This window comes from Polymorphospora sp. NPDC050346, assembly GCF_040655695.1.
GTDB lineage: Bacteria > Actinomycetota > Actinomycetes > Mycobacteriales > Micromonosporaceae > Polymorphospora > Polymorphospora lycopeni.
In genome coordinates this window covers 67,915-85,257 of record NZ_JBFAKM010000030.1, presented here as the reverse complement: position 1 = coordinate 85,257, position 17,343 = coordinate 67,915, and the positions used below count along the sequence as shown (strand labels likewise).

The 17,343-nt window shown below is 70.4% G+C and carries 16 protein-coding genes; 3 read left to right on the top strand and 13 right to left on the bottom strand.

Going from position 1 to position 17,343, the window contains the following annotated elements; genetic code table 11:
• The first annotated feature begins 362 nt into the window (after nucleotides 1-362).
• The 3 genes from AB0I42_RS26665 to AB0I42_RS26655 all read left to right on the top strand — a co-directional run bounded on the left by AB0I42_RS26665 (nucleotide 363) and on the right by AB0I42_RS26655 (nucleotide 4,599).
• Nucleotides 363-803: a hypothetical protein gene (locus tag AB0I42_RS26665; protein WP_357541230.1), complete on the top strand. Its 441-nt coding sequence runs from the start codon at nucleotides 363-365 to the stop codon at nucleotides 801-803.
• Entirely contained in the window at nucleotides 800-3,427 is a 2,628-nt protein-coding gene (locus AB0I42_RS26660; RefSeq protein ID WP_357541228.1) for a tetratricopeptide repeat protein, read from the top strand. Before AB0I42_RS26665 ends, AB0I42_RS26660 begins: the two co-directional genes overlap by 4 nt.
• A 767-nt stretch (nucleotides 3,428-4,194) precedes the next feature.
• Nucleotides 4,195-4,599 carry a hypothetical protein gene (locus tag AB0I42_RS26655; RefSeq protein ID WP_357541226.1) on the top strand — a complete coding sequence of 135 codons (405 nt, stop codon included), beginning with the start codon at nucleotides 4,195-4,197 and terminating at the stop codon, nucleotides 4,597-4,599.
• A gap of 174 nt (nucleotides 4,600-4,773) precedes the next feature.
• On the opposite strand, the gene AB0I42_RS26650 is transcribed toward AB0I42_RS26655, so the two are convergent.
• The 13 genes from AB0I42_RS26650 to AB0I42_RS26590 all read right to left on the bottom strand — a co-directional run bounded on the left by AB0I42_RS26650 (nucleotide 4,774) and on the right by AB0I42_RS26590 (nucleotide 16,880).
• Nucleotides 4,774-5,058 (bottom strand): hypothetical protein, encoded by a 285-nt coding sequence (locus AB0I42_RS26650; protein ID WP_357541224.1) that lies wholly within the window; start codon nucleotides 5,056-5,058, stop codon nucleotides 4,774-4,776.
• Nucleotides 5,059-5,118: 60 nt separating this feature from the next.
• On the bottom strand, nucleotides 5,119-5,604 hold the full coding sequence (locus AB0I42_RS26645) for a hypothetical protein (protein ID WP_357541222.1): 486 nt from the start codon (nucleotides 5,602-5,604) through the stop codon (nucleotides 5,119-5,121).
• Between the two features lie 296 nt (nucleotides 5,605-5,900).
• Nucleotides 5,901-6,659, bottom strand: a complete 759-nt coding sequence (locus AB0I42_RS26640) for a pentapeptide repeat-containing protein (protein WP_357541220.1) — start codon at nucleotides 6,657-6,659, stop codon at nucleotides 5,901-5,903.
• Nucleotides 6,652-7,779 carry a DUF6086 family protein gene (locus AB0I42_RS26635; RefSeq protein WP_357541218.1) on the bottom strand — a complete coding sequence of 376 codons (1,128 nt, stop codon included), beginning with the start codon at nucleotides 7,777-7,779 and terminating at the stop codon, nucleotides 6,652-6,654. The genes AB0I42_RS26640 and AB0I42_RS26635 overlap by 8 nt, the downstream gene beginning before the upstream one ends.
• Nucleotides 7,773-8,576, bottom strand: a complete 804-nt coding sequence (locus AB0I42_RS26630; RefSeq protein ID WP_357541216.1) for a hypothetical protein — start codon at nucleotides 8,574-8,576, stop codon at nucleotides 7,773-7,775. Before AB0I42_RS26630 ends, AB0I42_RS26635 begins: the two co-directional genes overlap by 7 nt.
• A 121-nt stretch (nucleotides 8,577-8,697) precedes the next feature.
• A complete protein-coding gene (locus AB0I42_RS26625; RefSeq protein ID WP_357541214.1) occupies nucleotides 8,698-9,453 on the bottom strand; it encodes a hypothetical protein in 756 nt (251 codons plus the stop codon).
• A gap of 145 nt (nucleotides 9,454-9,598) precedes the next feature.
• On the bottom strand, nucleotides 9,599-10,951 hold the full coding sequence (locus AB0I42_RS26620; protein ID WP_357541212.1) for a helix-turn-helix transcriptional regulator: 1,353 nt from the start codon (nucleotides 10,949-10,951) through the stop codon (nucleotides 9,599-9,601).
• A 158-nt stretch (nucleotides 10,952-11,109) separates the two neighbouring features.
• Nucleotides 11,110-11,526 carry a hypothetical protein gene (locus tag AB0I42_RS26615; RefSeq protein WP_357541211.1) on the bottom strand — a complete coding sequence of 139 codons (417 nt, stop codon included), beginning with the start codon at nucleotides 11,524-11,526 and terminating at the stop codon, nucleotides 11,110-11,112.
• Nucleotides 11,527-11,879: 353 nt separating this feature from the next.
• Nucleotides 11,880-12,746 (bottom strand): CU044_5270 family protein, encoded by an 867-nt coding sequence (locus tag AB0I42_RS26610; RefSeq protein ID WP_357541209.1) that lies wholly within the window; start codon nucleotides 12,744-12,746, stop codon nucleotides 11,880-11,882.
• Nucleotides 12,747-12,972: 226 nt separating this feature from the next.
• A complete protein-coding gene (locus tag AB0I42_RS26605; protein WP_357541207.1) occupies nucleotides 12,973-14,118 on the bottom strand; it encodes a histidine decarboxylase in 1,146 nt (381 codons plus the stop codon).
• Complete coding sequence (locus tag AB0I42_RS26600; protein ID WP_357541205.1) at nucleotides 14,115-14,831, bottom strand: hypothetical protein; 717 nt, start codon at nucleotides 14,829-14,831, stop codon at nucleotides 14,115-14,117. The genes AB0I42_RS26605 and AB0I42_RS26600 overlap by 4 nt, the downstream gene beginning before the upstream one ends.
• A 22-nt stretch (nucleotides 14,832-14,853) precedes the next feature.
• Nucleotides 14,854-16,293, bottom strand: a complete 1,440-nt coding sequence (locus AB0I42_RS26595; RefSeq protein WP_357541203.1) for an APC family permease — start codon at nucleotides 16,291-16,293, stop codon at nucleotides 14,854-14,856.
• Entirely contained in the window at nucleotides 16,290-16,880 is a 591-nt protein-coding gene (locus tag AB0I42_RS26590) for a hypothetical protein (protein WP_357541201.1), read from the bottom strand. Before AB0I42_RS26590 ends, AB0I42_RS26595 begins: the two co-directional genes overlap by 4 nt.
• Nucleotides 16,881-17,343: the final 463 nt, after the last annotated feature.

The following is a 17,343-nucleotide window of genomic DNA, read 5'->3' as shown; positions in this document are numbered from 1 at the left end:
GGGCCTAGTGGACCACCAACCGAAGGCGGACATCGTGCCGTGATCTGCAAGTGAAGTTGCTCCGCTTCCCGCTGAATCTGATCCGCGCCCGGCGGGCTCTGCTGATGCCATCGATAGCGTTGGCCACTCTTGGATCGAGGAGGCCGTGCGGGCTTGGATGGTCTGGTGCGGGCTTCTGGCGGGGCGGACCGGAGATCTACCGGACCCCTGGCCGGCAACAGCCGGACGCCGGTCACGGACCGGCGCAGCGGCCGCCGCCCCACGGCTGGTAGACGCGGGCCGTGAATTTGGGGCGGGACAAGGCATTGCGGCGGCCACTACCGTAGGAGCTTGTATCGATACATGCTGCTACGGGGGTGTTGATGGATCCGATCACGGCCGGGATCCTGGCCGCGACACTGGTACCGCTGGCCAACGGTGCCGCCGGTGAGGCCGGCCGGCAGGCGTGGGAATCCCTGACCTTGTTCGTCCGTAACCGGTTCGGTCGCGGTTCCGACGCCGACACCGCGGCCCAGGCGCTGGCCAGTCAACCCGGTCAGGTCGTGCACGGTGAGGTGCTCGGCAGGATCCTCGAACACAGTGCCGCGACGGACGAGCAGGTCGCGGCCTGGCTGCGTACCTGGCTACACGACGCCGGCCATCTGGCGGCCGGGACCAGTGTGACGAACACGGTCAGCGGCCAGGCGCAGGTTCACGGCCCGGTCATCCAGACCCACACGATCTCCGGGCCGATCACCTTCGGCGCACCCGCACCGGTCCCGCCACCGGCCGTGCCCGCGGCCGACACGGGCGCGGGCCCGTGACCACCACCTCCCCGGCCGCGGAGGGACATGGTGAGCCCGCAGCCGCCCCGCTGCTGGGTGTCGGCAACGAGGTGTCGGGTGTGGTGGTCGGGCCGGTTGTGCAGGCGGGGGTGCTGCACGGTGGGGTGCACGTCCACCAGGCGGTGCCGGCGGCGCCGCCGAGGGCCGAGCGGACCCTGCCGGCGGACGTGCCCGGCTTCGTCGGCCGCCACGACGAACTCGCCCGCCTACTGGCCGCCGTCACCGAAGCCGACGGCACGGTACGCACGATCGCCATCCACGCCGTCGACGGGATGCCCGGTATCGGCAAGACCGCCCTGGCCGTCCACGCCGCCCACCACCTCGCCGCCCGCTTCCCCGACGGGCAACGATTCGTAGCCCTGCGGGCGCACGCGCCCGGCCAGGCCCGCGTCGAACCCGCGATGGCGTTGGAGATCCTGCTGCAGGCCGACGGCGTTCCCGCCGAGCAGATCCCGACCGGCCTCGACGCCCGGGCGGGGCTGTGGCGGCACCGGATGGCCGACAGGAAACTCCTGCTCGTCCTCGACGACGCCGCCGACACCAACCACATCACGCCCCTGCTACCCGCCGCTCCCGGCTGCCTGGTCCTGATCACCAGCCGCCGGAAACTGACCACCCTGCCCGCCACCATCCTGACCCTGGACACCCTGCCACCCGACCAGGCCGCACAACTGTTCACCGAACGCGTCGGACACCGTGCCCTGCACGAGCCCGAGGCCGTCGACCGGATCACCCGCCTGTGCGGATACCTGCCGCTGGCGATCACCCTGACCGCCGCCCGCCTACTCACCCACGGTTCGTGGACCGTGACCGACATCGCCGACGACCTCGCCGAAGCCCGCGACCGGCTCGCCGAACTCGCCAGCGGCGACCTCGCCGTCGCCGCCGCGTTCGACCTGTCCTACCACGACCTACCCCCCGACCGGCGACGCCTGTTCCGACGCCTCGGCCTACACCCCGGCCCCGACCTCGACCGCTACGCCGCCGCAGCCCTCGACAACACCAACCCAGACCAGGCAAAACACGGCCTGGCGAACCTCCTGGAACACAACCTGATCACCGAACCCCACCACGGCCGCTACCGCTTCCACGACCTCATCGCCGAATACGCCCACACCCTCACCACCACCGACACCGACACCGAACAGGACACGGCCCGGGATCGGCTCCTCGACTACTACCTGCACACCGCCACCACCGCCGCTGGCCACCTGCCCCACCACACCCCACCCACCACCCCCACCCGGCCGGCACCCGAACACACCCCCACCCTCACCGACCCCGACCAGGCCACCGACTGGCTCAACCGCGAACAACCCAACCTCGTCGCCGCCACCACCTGGGCCGCCACCACCCACCACCCCGCAGCGATCGAAATCCCCAACGCCCTCCACGGCCACCTCCGCACCCACGGCCCCTGGGATCTCGCCCACAACCTCCACCACACCGCCCTCACCACAGCCCGACACACCCACAACCAACCCGCACAAGCCCACACCTTGAACAACCTCGCCCACCTACAACGCCTGACCGACGACTATGCGGGGTCGGCCGACAGCGCACGACAGTCCCTCCACCTGTTCCAGCAGATCGGCGACCGGCTCGGCCAGGCCAACGCCCTGGACACCCTCGCCCGCGCTCAGCGCATGGCCGGGGACTGGAAGGGGTCGGCCGACACCGCACGACAGTCCCTCCACCTGCACCAGCAGATCGGCAACCGGCTCGGCCAGGCCAACGCCCTGGACACCCTCGCCCTCGCGCAGCGCCGGGCCGGGGACGGAGCGGGGTCGGCCGACAGCGCACGACAGTCCCTCCACCTGTTCCAGCAGATCGGCGACCGGTTCGGCCAGGCCAACGCCCTGGACACCCTCGCCCTCGCGCAGTACCTGGCCGGGGACGGAGCGGGGTCGGCCGACAGCGCACGACAGTCCCTCCACCTGCACCAGCAGATCGGCGACCGGTTCGGCCAGGCCTACGCCCTGAACACCCTCGCCCACGCGCAGCGCATGGCCGGGGACGGGGCGGGGGCGGCCGACACCGCACGACAGGCCCTCCACCTGTACCAGCAGATCGGCGACCGGTTCGGCCAGGCCGCCGCCCTGAACATCCTCGCCCGCACGCAGTACCTGGCCGGGGACTGGGCGGGGGCGGCCGACACCGCACGACAGGCCCTCCACCTGTTCCAGCAGATCGGCGACCGGCACGGCCAGGCCAATGCCCTACAGACCCTCGGCGTCGCCCAGGACGCGACCGGTGACCCGACGACGGCGGCCACCACCCTCCAGCAGTCCCTCGACCTCTTCCGCGACGTCGGTGACGCCGACGGCGAAGCCGAAACCCTCAACCACATCGGCCAGCTACTCCTCGCCACCACGCCCGACACCGCCCGCCGGCAGTTCACCACCGCGCTCGACATCGCCCGCCGCATCCACACACCCACCCACGAAGCACGTGCCCTCGAAGGCATCGGCCACTGCGCTCTCCGGCAAGGACACCGCGACGAGGGCGTCACCTGCCTCCGCGACGCCCTGACCATCTACCGACGCATCAACTCCCCGCACACCGCCCGCGTCGAAGCCGCCCTCCACCACGAACACGACTAACGCTGCGCTACCGGGCTGCACCCTTCCGAAAGGTGGGTGTGCTGTCGTCTCGTACCCGCCTTCACCCGCTTGCTGCACCAGTGCGAGGCCACAGGCACCCTGTCGCGACGCCTACGGCTGCGCGCTGGCCACGGGAACGCTTGCCAATCGCACACAACGTTGCAACCGATGCAATTCCGCGCGTTTCTGACACACGATCACCAGGTGTCCGGGGCAGGTGGCGCAGGCCAGCCAGTCACGGCGTGCTCTGGTCGCTGACCCGCCCACATACGGATGCTCGTTGGCGCAGTGTGTGGGTTCTGGCCCTTCGGTGTCCCATACGGCCTTGTGGCGGATCGAGACGACGTGAGGGTCGGCCCGCGCCCTTGCCACCAGCCGCCCCACGTGCTCCGCACGCCTCACCCGCCGCTCCCACAGCAACGCGCCGACCGGCGAATTTCTGGCCTCATCCCATCGGATCGCCACATCCCAGCAACGCACCCACGCCTGCTCCTGCTCCCGCACACCCCCATCTTGTCGAACAGGCGTTCGATGCGCGCGCAGGTGAACAGATCGGTGGGCAGCGGGTATGCTGACGGCATGACATCGGATCCGGCGACTGCTGGCGACACCACTGCACAACTCGCCGCAGTGGGTATCACCGTCACCCCAGCCGGCAAGGCTCGTGCTAGGCGGCTCCTTGCCTCTGCTCGGAAGCGTCAGACGCCTGAGCAGAGTAACCGGTGGCGCGAGCAGGTGGGCCTGACCCGCGCCTCGTCCGACGCGGCGTGAGTGATCGTCCGGTCCAGGTAGTCCTCGACGTTTCCACGATCCTGGCATTCTGCGCCGGGTCGGTCGCGGTCGGCGAACTCCTCGCCGAGGTTGACGACGAGGAGGGCGTCATGGGCCTACCGGTGCTGTGTGTCGCGGAGGCCAGCCGATCGACTCCCGCCAGGGACCATCTGGAACTGTTGGTCAACCACCACGCCACCCGGCTGCTCGCGCTGGATGCAGACTACTGGCAGTCGCTGGCGATCATGACGCACGAGATCGTCGGGCGCGCCGATGCGGCCTCGGCGGCACTGGCCGCCTTGTTGCATGACTGCCACGTGCTGACCGCGTGGCCGGCGTTGTACGCAGGGCTCGACAACGGTGGCCCAGTCCTGCTGCTTGAAGAGCCGGCCGACGAGTAGGACCCCGGCCAGCGCGGCGGCCTCAGCGCGAAGGCGAGCGCCGCACGGGCCGCCAGTGACAGCCTCCCATCGGACGGTCGGATCAACACAGAGGCCATATCTGCTCCTATACAGTCACCCTGGGACCTGGCTGCGCATGGTGCGGGGTTCTCCTGCGGGGACGGGTGTCGGTAGTCAGCGGTCCTGGTCGCTCTGACTCGTGTGAGGGCAAAACAGGAAAGCGCGGGCTGCGGCGAGCGCGGCGTACATTTCCTCGAGGCTTCCGAGGCCGGTGTCGGTGAGGTTCAGAAATTCGGCGAGTGAAAGCTCTTGGCTGGTCAGCAGCTCGTCGAGTCCTCGTTTGATCCTGGCCTGGTATTCCGGAGAGGAGTTTCTGAGGCTGTTACGGGTTTCGCGTGTGCGGCCGGCGGTTTCCGGTGAGAAGTATCCGATGAGGAAGGTCTTGAGGGAGGGGTCCAAAACGCGTTCCTTCGAGGCGGTAGGCACTGAGGCCGTCCGACCGGTGTGCGGTCTGTCGGGTTAGCGTTCGCTTTCGCCGGTGTCGTGCGGTTGTGCCAGAGCGATGCGGTGCCGCGCCGCGTGCCGTTGCATCGCGTTGACGAGCAGGGCACCGGTGGGTTGGTCGGCGGCTGCCTCGAACAGCCACGCCTCGAACGGGCTGCCGCTGGCGACCCTGTGGTCGACGACGTCGGCGGGCGGCTCGACCATGCGTCGGCATGTCTTGTAGCCGTACCGTGCAAGGAACAGGCACAGCAGTGTCACCGCAGCCAGTGCGGCGGTGATGGTCGCCGCGACGGGATGCGGCACCGCGTGCCACACGATGACGCCGGCGGCGGCGAGCGCGGCGGGTACGGGTGCGATGGCCAGAGCCGTCAGGATGGCTGGGGCGGCGACGATGACCGTGTCGCTGGCGTACGCACCGGTCGGCGGCCATACCCGTTCGGCGACGGCGAGTGCGGCGCGGTTGTCGGCGGCGATCCGCTGGCCGGCTCGCGCGGTTGCCAAGGTGGCGAGCATGGCTGGCCACACGATGGCCCGTGTACGGCGGCTCGGTCGAGTGCCGGGTGGTAGTGCGGTGGTGGCGAGCCAGGCGAGTGCGGGTAGCCACCGCCATGGTGGTAGCAGGTCGGCGGGAACCAGCGGCGGCGGCACGAGCCGCGAGGATGAGGGCTGGTCGGGTTTCGTCCACCGGCGGTGGCACATCCGTACGGAGATCCTGCCCTCATCCGCAGCCATATCTATTTGTAGGCGTTCAAACGCGCCGCGCAACATAGACGAACGTTCCGGCCTGTGAGGGCTGGTCATGGCCTTCCGTTCCGGGGTGGGCTGGGCTGGCTGGCAAGGTAGGGCGAGTCGGCGGGCCCTGGGAATGTGGTGAGGCCGACATCCGCTCCGGTGTGGTCGGCCAGCCACCGCTCGAGCTCTGGGCCGTCGACGAGTTCGGGCTCATCGGTCTCGCTGATGTCGACCGGTCCGACCAGCTTGCCGTCGGCGCCGTCGAAGCGGACGCCCGCAAGGCGGGCGCCACGCATGCGGGGACTCCGCGGAAACTGGGTGGCGCGCAGGTCGGCGCCGCGTAGGTCGGCGCCGTCGAAGATCACGCCGTTGATGTCCGCGCCGCGCAGGTCCGCGCCGCGCAGGACGGCGCCGCGAGCGTCGAGACCGCGCAGGTCCGCGTCGCGCAGGATCACGTCCGGTGCGGTGGCTTCGTCCAGCTCCGCCCTATGCAGCTTGCTGTACGACAGGTCCGCACCGTCCAGGCGCGCACCGATGAGGACGGCCTTGTAGAGGTAGGCGCGTTGTAGGGAGACACCTCGCAGGTCGCAGCCGCCCAGCCAGGCGCCGGACAGTTCCATGCCGTCGAGGATCGCGCCGCGCAGGTCGATGTCGATCTCGGCTCCCACGAACTCCGGCGCCCACTGGCTCTCACCGCTGGTGATCTGGGCTCGGGCGTTGTCGAGGTACCAGGCAAGGTACTCCCGGGCGGCCTCGTCGGTCGGCCACCGCTTCGGTTTCCACTCGAGGAACTCGCGAAGGTAATCGGGGAGGGGATCAGGCATCGGTGGTCTCCTTTCCGGTCGACGGGTTCTGGCTGGTTGGTGCGGGCGGCCGTGCCGCGGCGAGGGTGAAGTGTGTGGCCTGCCTGACGGTGATCACCGCACCGGGGTGGGTGGCCTCGAACCACTGCGCGAGTTCTGGTCCGTCGATGACTTGGGGCTGGCCGGTGTCGCTGATGTCGACCGGACCCCATACGCAGCCGACAGCGGCATCGAACCGGGCGCCGGCGAGCTTGGCGCCGGCGAGATCCATCCACGGGTCGTCGAAGCGGGCGCCGCGCAGGTTGGCTCCGCGCAGATCTGCGCGGCTGAAGGAGGCAAGGTCGAGTCTGGCATTGCCCAGGTCCGCGTCGCGCAGGTCGGCGCCGACCGCCAAAACATCGCAGAGGTCTGCGGCGTGAAAGACGGTAGTGCGTGCCGACGCCTCGTAGAGTTCGGCTTTGCGTAGTACGGCGTCGGTCAGGTCGGCGCCGTCCAGCTTCGCGTGACTGAGGTTCGCCTTGTGCAGGTGGGCGCCCCGCAGTGAGACGAGTTGCAGGCTGGCGTCACACAGGACGGCGTCATCGAGTGGTATCCCGTCGAGAGCGGCGCCACGTAGATCGAGGACGTTGCCGCCCCCGGTGAGCGGGTGGGTCCAGGCGCGGGTGCCCTCTCGCAGCTGCGTGCGGTTGCTGTCGACGAAATCTCGCAGCATTTCCGCGGTGAACGGGTCGGTCGGCAACTGCTTCGGTTCCCACCGCAGAAGCCGCTGAGCGCGGTCCGGCAGCCGGGCGCTGCGATCGATCTCGTGCGAGGGTACGTCACGGGCGATAACCCGGATGCCGTGGCGGGCCAGCGGCGGCTCGCCGAGGATTTTGGCGCGGGCGACGGACAGCCACCCGGCCGCGAGGGCGGGTATGCAGTCGTGGTGGCTGGCGTCGTACCACCGGGTCACCGCGGCGACGAAGGCGCCGAACTCGTCCAGGTCGACGACGTACTCGTCCTGGGACACCGGTCCGATACCCGACGGGGTGCGGGTGATCTCGGAAAGTGTCTGCGCCATCGCCGCGAACACGACCGCGACGGAGTTGGACGGGTTCCACAACACCCCGCCGTCGACGGTCTGGAAGAACTGGCTCACCATGCTCCCTCCGGGATAGGACCGGCGACACCGGCGGGCGGGTCGGGGCGTGTGCGCCGGTACTCGCACACGGGCTGGTGTTGCGGGTCCGGGCGGCGATCGGCCAGGCCGGCGATCAGCCGGGTGAGGTCGTTGGTGGCCCCAAGAAGCCGGGCCGCGTGGTCGTGTGCCTGGTCGAGGTGCGCGGCGGCCTGGGGGAGGTGGCCGCAGTCCTGCAGAAGCCGGCCGAGCCGGGCGCAGACCCGGATCGTGACCTCCGTGGCCGGTCGCGGCCGTCGGTGGATGGTGTCGATCGTCTGCAGGCGGGTCAGTGCGGTGTGGCAGTGGCCGGTGCGGTGCAGAATCTGGGCGAGGTCGGCGATCGCGGCGACCGTCTGCGGCGCGTCGGCGCCATGCACTGAGGTCAGGGTCGCGACGAGATCGTCGTGGATCTGCCAGGCGGCCGGGTCGCGCAGGGTATGCGCGATGCGGGCCAACAGCATGGTGGCTTCGACGGTGTGCTGGTGACCGGCGCCGTAAAGATGGTCGTGGCAGTTGCGGGCATAGGCGGCCCACGGGCGGGCGGCGGCCGACTCTCCGCTGGCGTGCAGGAGCTCGGCGTAGTAGGCCGCAGCTGGTGCCGCGCTGGGGTTGACGATGCTCGTGTCGGCATGCCGTAGTGCCTCGGACAGGACGGTCAGGGCGTCGGTGCTCGCACCGGCGTCATGCAACTGCCGGGCGGTCTCAACGGATGCGGCCAGCGACCCGCTGCGGGCAGGGTGCGGCCGGGGCGAGGGGCGCCGTTGGAACGGGTCGATCATGACACCCCCGTCGCGCCGGTCAGGGTCCGTCGACGGCGGAGACGCCGTCTGCCGCTGTCGTCGTAGCGGCCGGCCGTGGTCCTGGCGGGAACGGTGGGCATGGAAGCTCCTGCTGGACGTGTCATGGGGCGACGGGTGATATCCGCGACCTGCCGCCTAGGTGGGGCAGGACGTCGGCGAGGAGGTCTTCGGTCGACGGGATGGGGGACCGCAGCGTCAGCGACAATGCAGTGCCCAGATCGGCGATCGCCGCGGTGACGGCCGGTTCGAGCTGCAGACCGGTGTCCGGTCCGACGGTGGCGGCAATGCCGACCTGTACCCGATAGCCGGATGCTGACAGGCCGTTCAGGACGTGTGCGCGGATCGTCGCCTGGTGCAGCACTGCGGCGAGCTGGGTGTGGAGGGTCAGGGCAGCGCCAGTGACCAGCAGGGCGACGCTAGTGTCCTGCCACCTCGTGATGACCGGCGGCGGGTCTCCGACCACGGGCGCGGGGTGCGCGGTGCCAGTCCTGATCGCCAGCGGCAGGCCGAGCGTGGCGATACGCCCGAGCGTGGCGGGGTCCAGGCGACCCACGGCGCGGCGGCCGACGGCGCCGACCATGGACAGCCTCGCCATGTAGCCGTCGTCTCGCATCCGGAACAGTTCGGCAGCGAGCGGGGCGAGGTTGTCGAGCAGTTCGTTCGCCCGGACCGCGAGGGTCGCCGTGTGCCGCCGGCTGGATTCGTGGCACCACTCGTGGGGGCGCTGCCAGAAGATGTCGCTGTCGGGTAGGCCGAGCCGGTCGGAGACTGTCTGCCGGCACAGCCCGTCCCGGCTACTGCCGAGGTAGGCACAGCTGCCAACCAAGTACCGCTCGTGGTCGAGGTAGTGCTCCATCACGGCTCCTGGCTGGGCGGTGCGATACCGGACGGGGTGGCCGTGATCTGGGCGAGGGCCTGCGCTGTCCCGGCGAACAGGGCTGCCATCGAGTTCGACGTAGTCCACAACGCCATGCCGCCAACAGTCCTGAAGGACTGGCTCATCAGTTCCCCCCTGGGCCGGTGCCGGTAGTCGAGGTGTGACGTGGGTCGTTGCCCTGAGGGCTTGTCGGGTTGCGCTGTGTGCGGGCGGTGCTGGTACGCGGGAGTGCTGCGGTGGCGCCACGGCTGGCGGTCTCGTTCAGTTGGGTGGGTGGGCTGGCCGGGTCAGGGACGAGGTCGTGGGCGGTGGTGTGGAGGTGGTCGTGGGCGACGGTGAAGCGCAGGCTGCGGGGGTGTTCGAGGTAGAGGCGTCCGGCGAGGCTGTGGGTGACGGCGACGGGTGGGTAGGGGTCGGGCATGTCGAGGACGGTGAACGGGGTGTCGTAGCGTGCGACGGTCTCGGCCCCGTCAGGCAGGAGGCGGATGGTGTAGCGGGGCTGGTTGGCGAGTGCGTGCAGGTGGGCGAGTTGCTGGTCCATCAGGTGGCTGTCGCCGACCTGGGTTCGTAGGGCGGTTTCGGTGATCACGGCGGCCAGCCGGGTCTTTCCCTCGTGGAACGTGTGGCGGCGGGCGGCGTGGGCGGTGACGGCTGCCTGGTGTTCGGGGGTGGGGTGGCGGATGCCCATCTGGGTTTGGATGAGGCGGGCGGTGTATTCGGGGGTTTGGAGCAGGTCGGGGATGCGGGTAGTGGCGTAGTAGCGGATGCAGGTGGCGCGGGTTTCGAGCCAGGCGAGGTTGACGTAGGGGCGGTAGGCGAGTTCGTCGCCGAAGTCGACGTCCCAGTGGTCGCCGTGTCTGGCGTCGAGGGCGAGGGAGCACAGCAGGTCTCGTTGCCGGTCGTCGAAGACGTGGTAGAGGTCGAGCAGTGCGGTGACGGTGTCGTACTTGAGTTTGAGTTCGCCGAGTTCGAACCGGCACAGGCTGCTCCAGTCGACGCCGAGCTGCTTACCGACCTGTTGCAGGGACAGGCGGCGGTCGACACGTAGTTGTCGGAGTTGTTCGGCCAGCCACTGGCTACGGACGGTGGGCCGGTGGCGCTCGGGGAAAGGCACGGCGATCTCCTGCTGGTCCAGGCTCGGGGGGATGTCGTCGCGATCCCACGCGTCACGTCGGTGTGTGTCCTTGGCGAGGTGCAACAGCGCGGCGCGACGGCGGCCGTCGGTGACCTGGTAGATGTCGAGCAGTGAGGCCACCGTGTCGGCGGGGAACGGCCATTCCGCTCGTTCTCGCCTGGCCAGGCCAGAGTGGTCGGCTCCGAGGTGTCGGCTGGCGGTCTTGAGAGTGACGCGCCGTTGTTTGCGGAGGCTGCGCATCTGCTCGGCCAGCCACCGCGCGCGCAGGCTTTTCGGTGGATGTAGGTGTGGTACGACGCTGCTCCTGTGAGAGATGGGTGGGTTGGGTGTGGCCGGCGGCATGTGGTCCTCTCAAACCCGCCGCCGGCCACGGTGACGGCCGCCGACCTCCCATGGAGTCGGCGAGCCGTCACACCGGTCACGCCGCTCATGGACCGATCGCCAGCGAATTGGGCGGAGCGACCGGGGTCGGGAGCCTGGGAGTCCGGCACTGGCGTGGCCTATGCCGGGCGTGGGTGATGGACGAGCGGATCTGATGCTGCGCCGGTGGCCGGCGGGGCGGGGATGCCGGCGGCGGCCATGGCGAGCAGGTACGGGCTGCTTGAGCCCGTGGCGGTGTGGTCGCGGCGGCTTTGGTGGTCGAGGCCATCGGTGTACTCGACAGCGCAGGTGCCGTGCAGTTCGGTGGCGAGCCTGCTCGCCAGCCTTTCGCCTTCCAGGTGGAAACGTTCCTCGGCTGCCGGGTCGGGGAATCCAGACGCTGCCGGGTCGTCGCGCCGCCACGTACGGTCGTACTCCGTCGCCCAGCGGATGAGCCCTTGGGCCAGCTCAGGGGAGATGGGCAGACTCAGTGGGTCGAGGTTGACAGCGCCACCAGGACTTTGACGCCACAGGGGAAAGGACTCGTACTCGGGCATCACCTTGATCCTGGACAGGCCAGTCTCATGTCCGCTCCGCTGGCCGGCGGGTGTCGCGGTGGCTAGGGCCGTGTTGGGGACGGGGATGAGGCTGCCGGCGGGGCGCCGGGTTCGGTGGTCGAGGCCGTCACGGGTCGTCGCCGGCTCGCTGGTCCGTGGTCCGTGCAGCAGTTCGCACAGGCTGTATTCGCCGCCGATGTGTCGTGGGGCGACAAGGCGACCGTCGCCGAGCAGGAGCGGCCGATCGGTGACGATCAGTGGTTGGCCGGACCGGGGCTCGGCGGATCGAGTGTGGTCTGTCGGCATGCTGGCCTCTGCTGGTCGTAGGTGGGCGGCCCAGGGATGTGGTGTGGCTAGTCGGGGATTCGGTCGACGCGGTCGCGGGTCACGATGAGCAGGTACTGCCACAGGCCGGGTGGGTTGGTGGTGACGGTTTCGGTCAGTGCGAGGAGTTCGCCGGTGCCGGGGTTGATGATCAGTGCGGTGGTGCCGTGGCTGTCGCTGACCTGGACGCGGATGCCGGTGCGGCCGGCGATGTCGGTCGCGGCGGGCCAGTACTCGATGCCGGGGATGTCGGCCAGTACGTGTAGTACGGCGGCGCGCTGTGGGTGGTTGAGGTAGTGGTCGCGGGCGAGGTCGCCGATGGCGGTGAGGAGCCGGGTGGGGCCGCCTCGTGGCGAGATCGTGTGTAGTTGGTGGAGCAGGCCGGCGGGATCGGTGGCGATCGGCTCGGCTACGGCGGCGGGGATCTGGCTGGCCGGGCGGGTGTCGACCCTGACCGGAGCGGCGGCCAGGTCGTCGCGGTCCGAGCCGTCCGGCACGACGGTCAGTCCTGGCCGGTCGGGCAGGCGGCGCTCGTGCACGGTCGCGGAGCCGTCCGGATGCCGCCAGGTGCGGATGTCGAACGGTATGACCGACCGGGTCGATCGTGCCCAGAGCTGGATGTGGGTGTGGGTGTAGGGGCCGGGATGGGCGTCGGCGGGTACGGCGGTGACGTTGTCGGCGAGGGCGAGTAGGTGTTCACGCGCTGTGGTCGGCGCCGGTGCCCGTGCCGGGTGTGTGGTGGTGGCTGGTGTGGCATTGGTCGGGTCGGTGGCTGGGGTGGCGTTCTGGTTGGCGCAGGCGGTGGTGGTGGTCAGGATGAGTGCAGCGGCCGTGGTCAGGGCCGTGATCTGGATCGCGCGCCGGTGGTGGGGTGGGTTGTCGGGTTGGCGGGCCATGGGTGTGGTCCTTCGGTGTGCGGTTGTCGGTGCGGGTGGTGCTGGTGGCGGTGCTGTGCGAGAGGTTGGGTGGCCGGCGGCGGCCCCGTCGGGTCGCCGCCGGCCTGTGCGCCGCTGCCCTCCCCTGGCTGCGGCGCACGGTGGCCCCGCCCCCGGTTGGCGGTGGTGGGGGCGGGGAAGGGACGGCGGGCCGGAGGAACCGGTCGTCCCTTGGCGGGCACCACGGTCAGGGTTTTCCTGTGCGGTACCCGGTTGTTCTCTGGCGGGGTATGGCTCGTCGCTGGCGGCGGGTGGCGTTGCGAAGGTCGTTGACGAATCGGTCGAGGTCAGCACGCGTGAGGCCGGGCATGCACACGATGTGGCTGCGACCGTTTTCGGTCGGGATCGACCAGCGGGCGGCGACGGCTGGTGGTGGTGGGCGGTCGAGGACGACCGTGAAGGCGTGCCGGTGGCGCCAGGCTGGCCAGCGGATCTCGGTGAGGCGGGTGAGGGTGTGGGCGGCGAGCTGCCGTGCCTGGTCGGCGCGGGTTCGTAGGCCGGTCAGGCCGTGTCGTTGCAGGGCGGAGCGCAGGATCAGTGGTGCGTGTCCGTTGCGGCTGCCGGTGATGGTGGTGTCTGGGCTGCCGATGTAGGAAACGGGTGCCTGGGTCGGGGCTACGGCCGTGGTGACCAGGACGCCACACGGCATCGGGGTGCCGAGGAATTTGTGGCCGGAGACGACGATGCTGTCGGCGCCGTCGGCGAGGTCGAAGCCGGGTCGCTGGTCTGGTTCGAGCAGGGCGAGGGGTATCCCGGCGAGTGCGGCGTCGACGTGCAGGTACCGTCCCGTCACGCCGATGTCGTCGAGCACGGCGGTGATCTGGTGCAGGTCGTCGACGGCTTCGGTCATGGTCGTGCCGGCGGTCGCGGCGATGATGACGGGCCGGTCGCGGTGTCGGGTGACCTTGCGACGTAGGTCGGTGTAGTCCATCTCGCCGCGGTCGTCGGCGGCCACGACAACCGACGGCATCGCGAGCAGGTCGACGGCTTTTGGTACCGAGTAGTGGGCGGCGGTGGTGTGGATAACGAGCCCGTCCGGATACCGCCGCCGGGCTTCCCGCAGGGCCCAGAGGTTGCCTTCGGTGGCGCCGGTGGTGACGTAGCCCCACCGGTCATCCCCGGCTCGGAACAGGTCGGCGATGATCTCGACAACCTGCCGCTCGGCGGCCTTGGTGTGGCCGGGGCTGGCGCCGTCGATGTAGGGGTCTCCGACGTTGTTGAGCAGCTTCCTGCCCATGAGCGGTGCGAGGTCGGTGAAGTCGGTGTCGGTGGCGCCGGGGTAGCCGATTGGGACACGGCCGGCGGTATCAGGGGCGGGTAGGATCGTGGTCATGGGTGGTTCCGGCGGATGGTGTCGTGCAGCCGGTCGACGGCCTCCCAGACGGGGCGGGTGTCGGGGTCGTGGGTGAGGTTCGGCCGCCAGTGCCAGGGCCGGTAGATCTGGCCGGCGACGGCCAGGTTGTGCGTGGCGGCGATAGTGAGGCGGCTGTCGGCGAGGTCGACCAGGATCCGGGTGCCGTCGGCCAGGCGGACGAGGCCGCGCACCGGGACCTCCAGGGAGGTGCGAACCTCATCGGTGGCGGCCCACGCACGCGCCGGGGTGTCCAGAGTGGACACGGCCAGGCCGAGCCAGGCCGACTTCGCGTCCATGCGTTCGGCGCGGTTGGACATGGCCACGCGTGGGTCGTAGCCGGCGCCGTGGCGGGTCACGATCGTGGTCAGCCGGTGCAGCAGCGGAGCGAGGTCGTCGGCCTCGGGGCCGGCCAACAGCAGCCGGGATGCGATCCGGATGCGGCCGGTCGGCTCGCGGTAGGCAAAGGCGAGTGCGTTGGGGCTAATCGGGTCGCGGTGGCGTCGGTCGAGGGCGTGCATGGCGTGCAGGGCGGCCATCTTCCGCCACCGGTCCACCACCGTGTTACGTAGTTCGGCGGCTGCGCTCTCGGCGGCCCGCGCCGCATTGTGACCGGACTGTGATGGCGTCGGTTCGGTGACAGGGGCCTGATGATCGCGCAGGGCCTGGAGTTCGGTGGTCGGTGTCTCGCTCATGGCTCGCGTCTGTGTCATGGGTCTACAGCTCCAGGGATGCCAGGCGCCGGTCAGGGACCGTGAGTGGGTCGGGTCGGCCGGCACCGATCGCCTCGTAGACGGCCGGCTTGCGGTCGCGCAGGATGGCGGCCCAGACCAGCCCGGCCGCGGCGGCGGCGATGACGCAGGCGGGGATGACGTGACGCAGCGCCGATTGCGGGGCGATGCCGAGTAGCAGGTGCAGGTTGCCGACCATCACGGCCAGCAGGCAGGCCCCCGCCACCGTCCCGAGGGCGGGACCGATGCCGTACGTCCACACGCCGTGCGAGGTGCGTCGTTCACGCAGGCCGAGAACGATCGCCGCGAGGCTGGTGGTGGTCAGCAGTGCCACGATGGCGACGGCGGCGAGGCTGGACAGCCAGGCGAACAGCAGCATCGGATCGGCGCTGATCCAGGCGGTGCCGGCGATGACCGCGGCGGCCACGAAGGTTTGGGCCAGTGATCCGCCCAGGGGTGCGCCGGCAGTGGTGGTGGAGCCGAGGATCGCGGGCAGGACCCGGTCGCGGCCGAGCGCGAAGACGTAGCGTGCGGCCACTCCGTGCAGGGCGATCATCGCGGTGACGATCCCGGCGGCCAGGACCAGGCCGGCGACCGCTGGCAGGATGGGCCCGTACCGGGCGGCGAGGATCTGCCACGGCTGCCCGCTCATCGCGGTCGGGTCGCCGAGCTGGGCCGGGCCGACGGCGACGCCGACCGCCCACGCGCACAGCGCGTACCCGATCGCGGCGGCCACGATCCCTGACCGCACGGCGGTCGCGATAGCGCGGGATGTGCGGGCCTCCTCGGCGTACGTGGTCGGCGACTCCAGGCCGACGAACGCGGCGATCGAGAGGGCCAGGACGCCGCCCCAGCCGTCGACCAGCAGCGCCGAGGGGTCGAAGCCGGTCATCGCGAGTTGCCCGCCGGCCGGGTTGGTCACCGCCGTGGCCACCAGCAGGATCAGGATGAGGAGTTGGCAGACCAGGACGGTGGCGATGATCCGGGTGCCGGCGGTGATCTGCCGGATCCCGGCGACCGCGACCGCCGCCCACGCCACGGCGGCCCACACCCACCACAGGCCGCCGACGCTGGCCGCGACGACCGCCCCGAACAAGCCGTACAGGCTGATCTGGATGGCGTAGTAGGCGACGACGGCCACGAACGCACCGGACACGCCCGCCGCCCGGCCCAGCCCGTCGGCCAGGACGCCGTAGAACGTCGCGGCCTGACCGGTGCGGGCGGCCAGCGCGAGGTAGCCGACCGTCAGCAGCAGTAGTGCGCCCCCGAGGAGCACCACTGCGAGGGGAAGGCCTGCGACGCCGGTGCTGGCGTAGGTGGCGACGATCCCGCCCGCCACGACCGTGACCGGAGACGACGCCGAGATACCAGCCCCGGTCAGTCCGAGCGTGCCGATCGTCTTGCGCGCCAACGCGGACTGAGTCAAACCGTCACCTGCCCCACCATGGCCGGCGCGGCTGTGGACACCGACATCGGCGACGTCGGATCCGCCAGACCACCGACCGATACGACTTGGGCCCGGGGCCGCCACGCAGCACGAAGGTGCTCCACGAACCGTTCGAGACGTCGATTGATCAGCCTCCGCAGCAGCGCAGGCAGCGACCAGCGACGGCCAGCCGCCGGCACAGGAGGCTCCTGTTGTGTCGAGGCGGGCTTCTGCCCACCCGGCGGTACCTCGGCCGGGACGCCGACGGGACAGTCCAGCGCGCGACAGTCGGGCCGGCCGTGGTGCGCGTCCAACTGCTGGCGGGGGATCTCCACGACCGACCAGGCGACAGGTTGCAGCGGGCCGAGCCGCCAATAGTCATGATCGCGCGCGAGCCGGTGCTGCGCCTGCTCGAAGGTGCGGCTCAGCCCGAAGTAGGTGTGGGTGCCATCGGGCCAGTCCCGGCGCACCGCGAACCCGTCCTTAATCGGCTCGGGCGGTAGCGCCGGCCAGCGGCGCGGCGGCGCCTTGCGCCGTTCGCCGGGGTCGGGGTCGCCGGGGTTGGTCAGCCAGCGAGGTTGATCCATGAGGGTTCTGCTCCGGTGGGTGGGGAGGGCGGATGGAACACAAGCCGCAGAGCGGAAACGTTGCCGCGGATGGGTCGGACGATGCGGCGGGGTGATCCCGGGCTGCGGGCACATCTGGCCCGCAGTCCGGGGTCTTCCCTGAATGGCCCTGGCCTGCCGTGTCTTGCCCTGCCGAGCCAAGCCGCGTGGAGCCTCGGCGCGGCGGGACCAGCGGTGTCAGGCCCTGACCTCCCGTCACCCCTGCGCAGGGGTGACGGAAGCTGGTGTCCGATGGTGCGTGGCGGGGCTGTCTGGTCTGTGTGCGGCGGTTGATGGTGCTTGCCGGTGGGCTTGGGGGCGCCCACCGGCAAGCGGTGGGGCGGTTGCAGGGCAGGCCGCGTCCTGCCACCCCCTTGGGGCATCCACTGGAACAGGCGTTGGTGGTGGATGACCCAAGGGGCTGTCAGGGGTTAGCGCGACACGG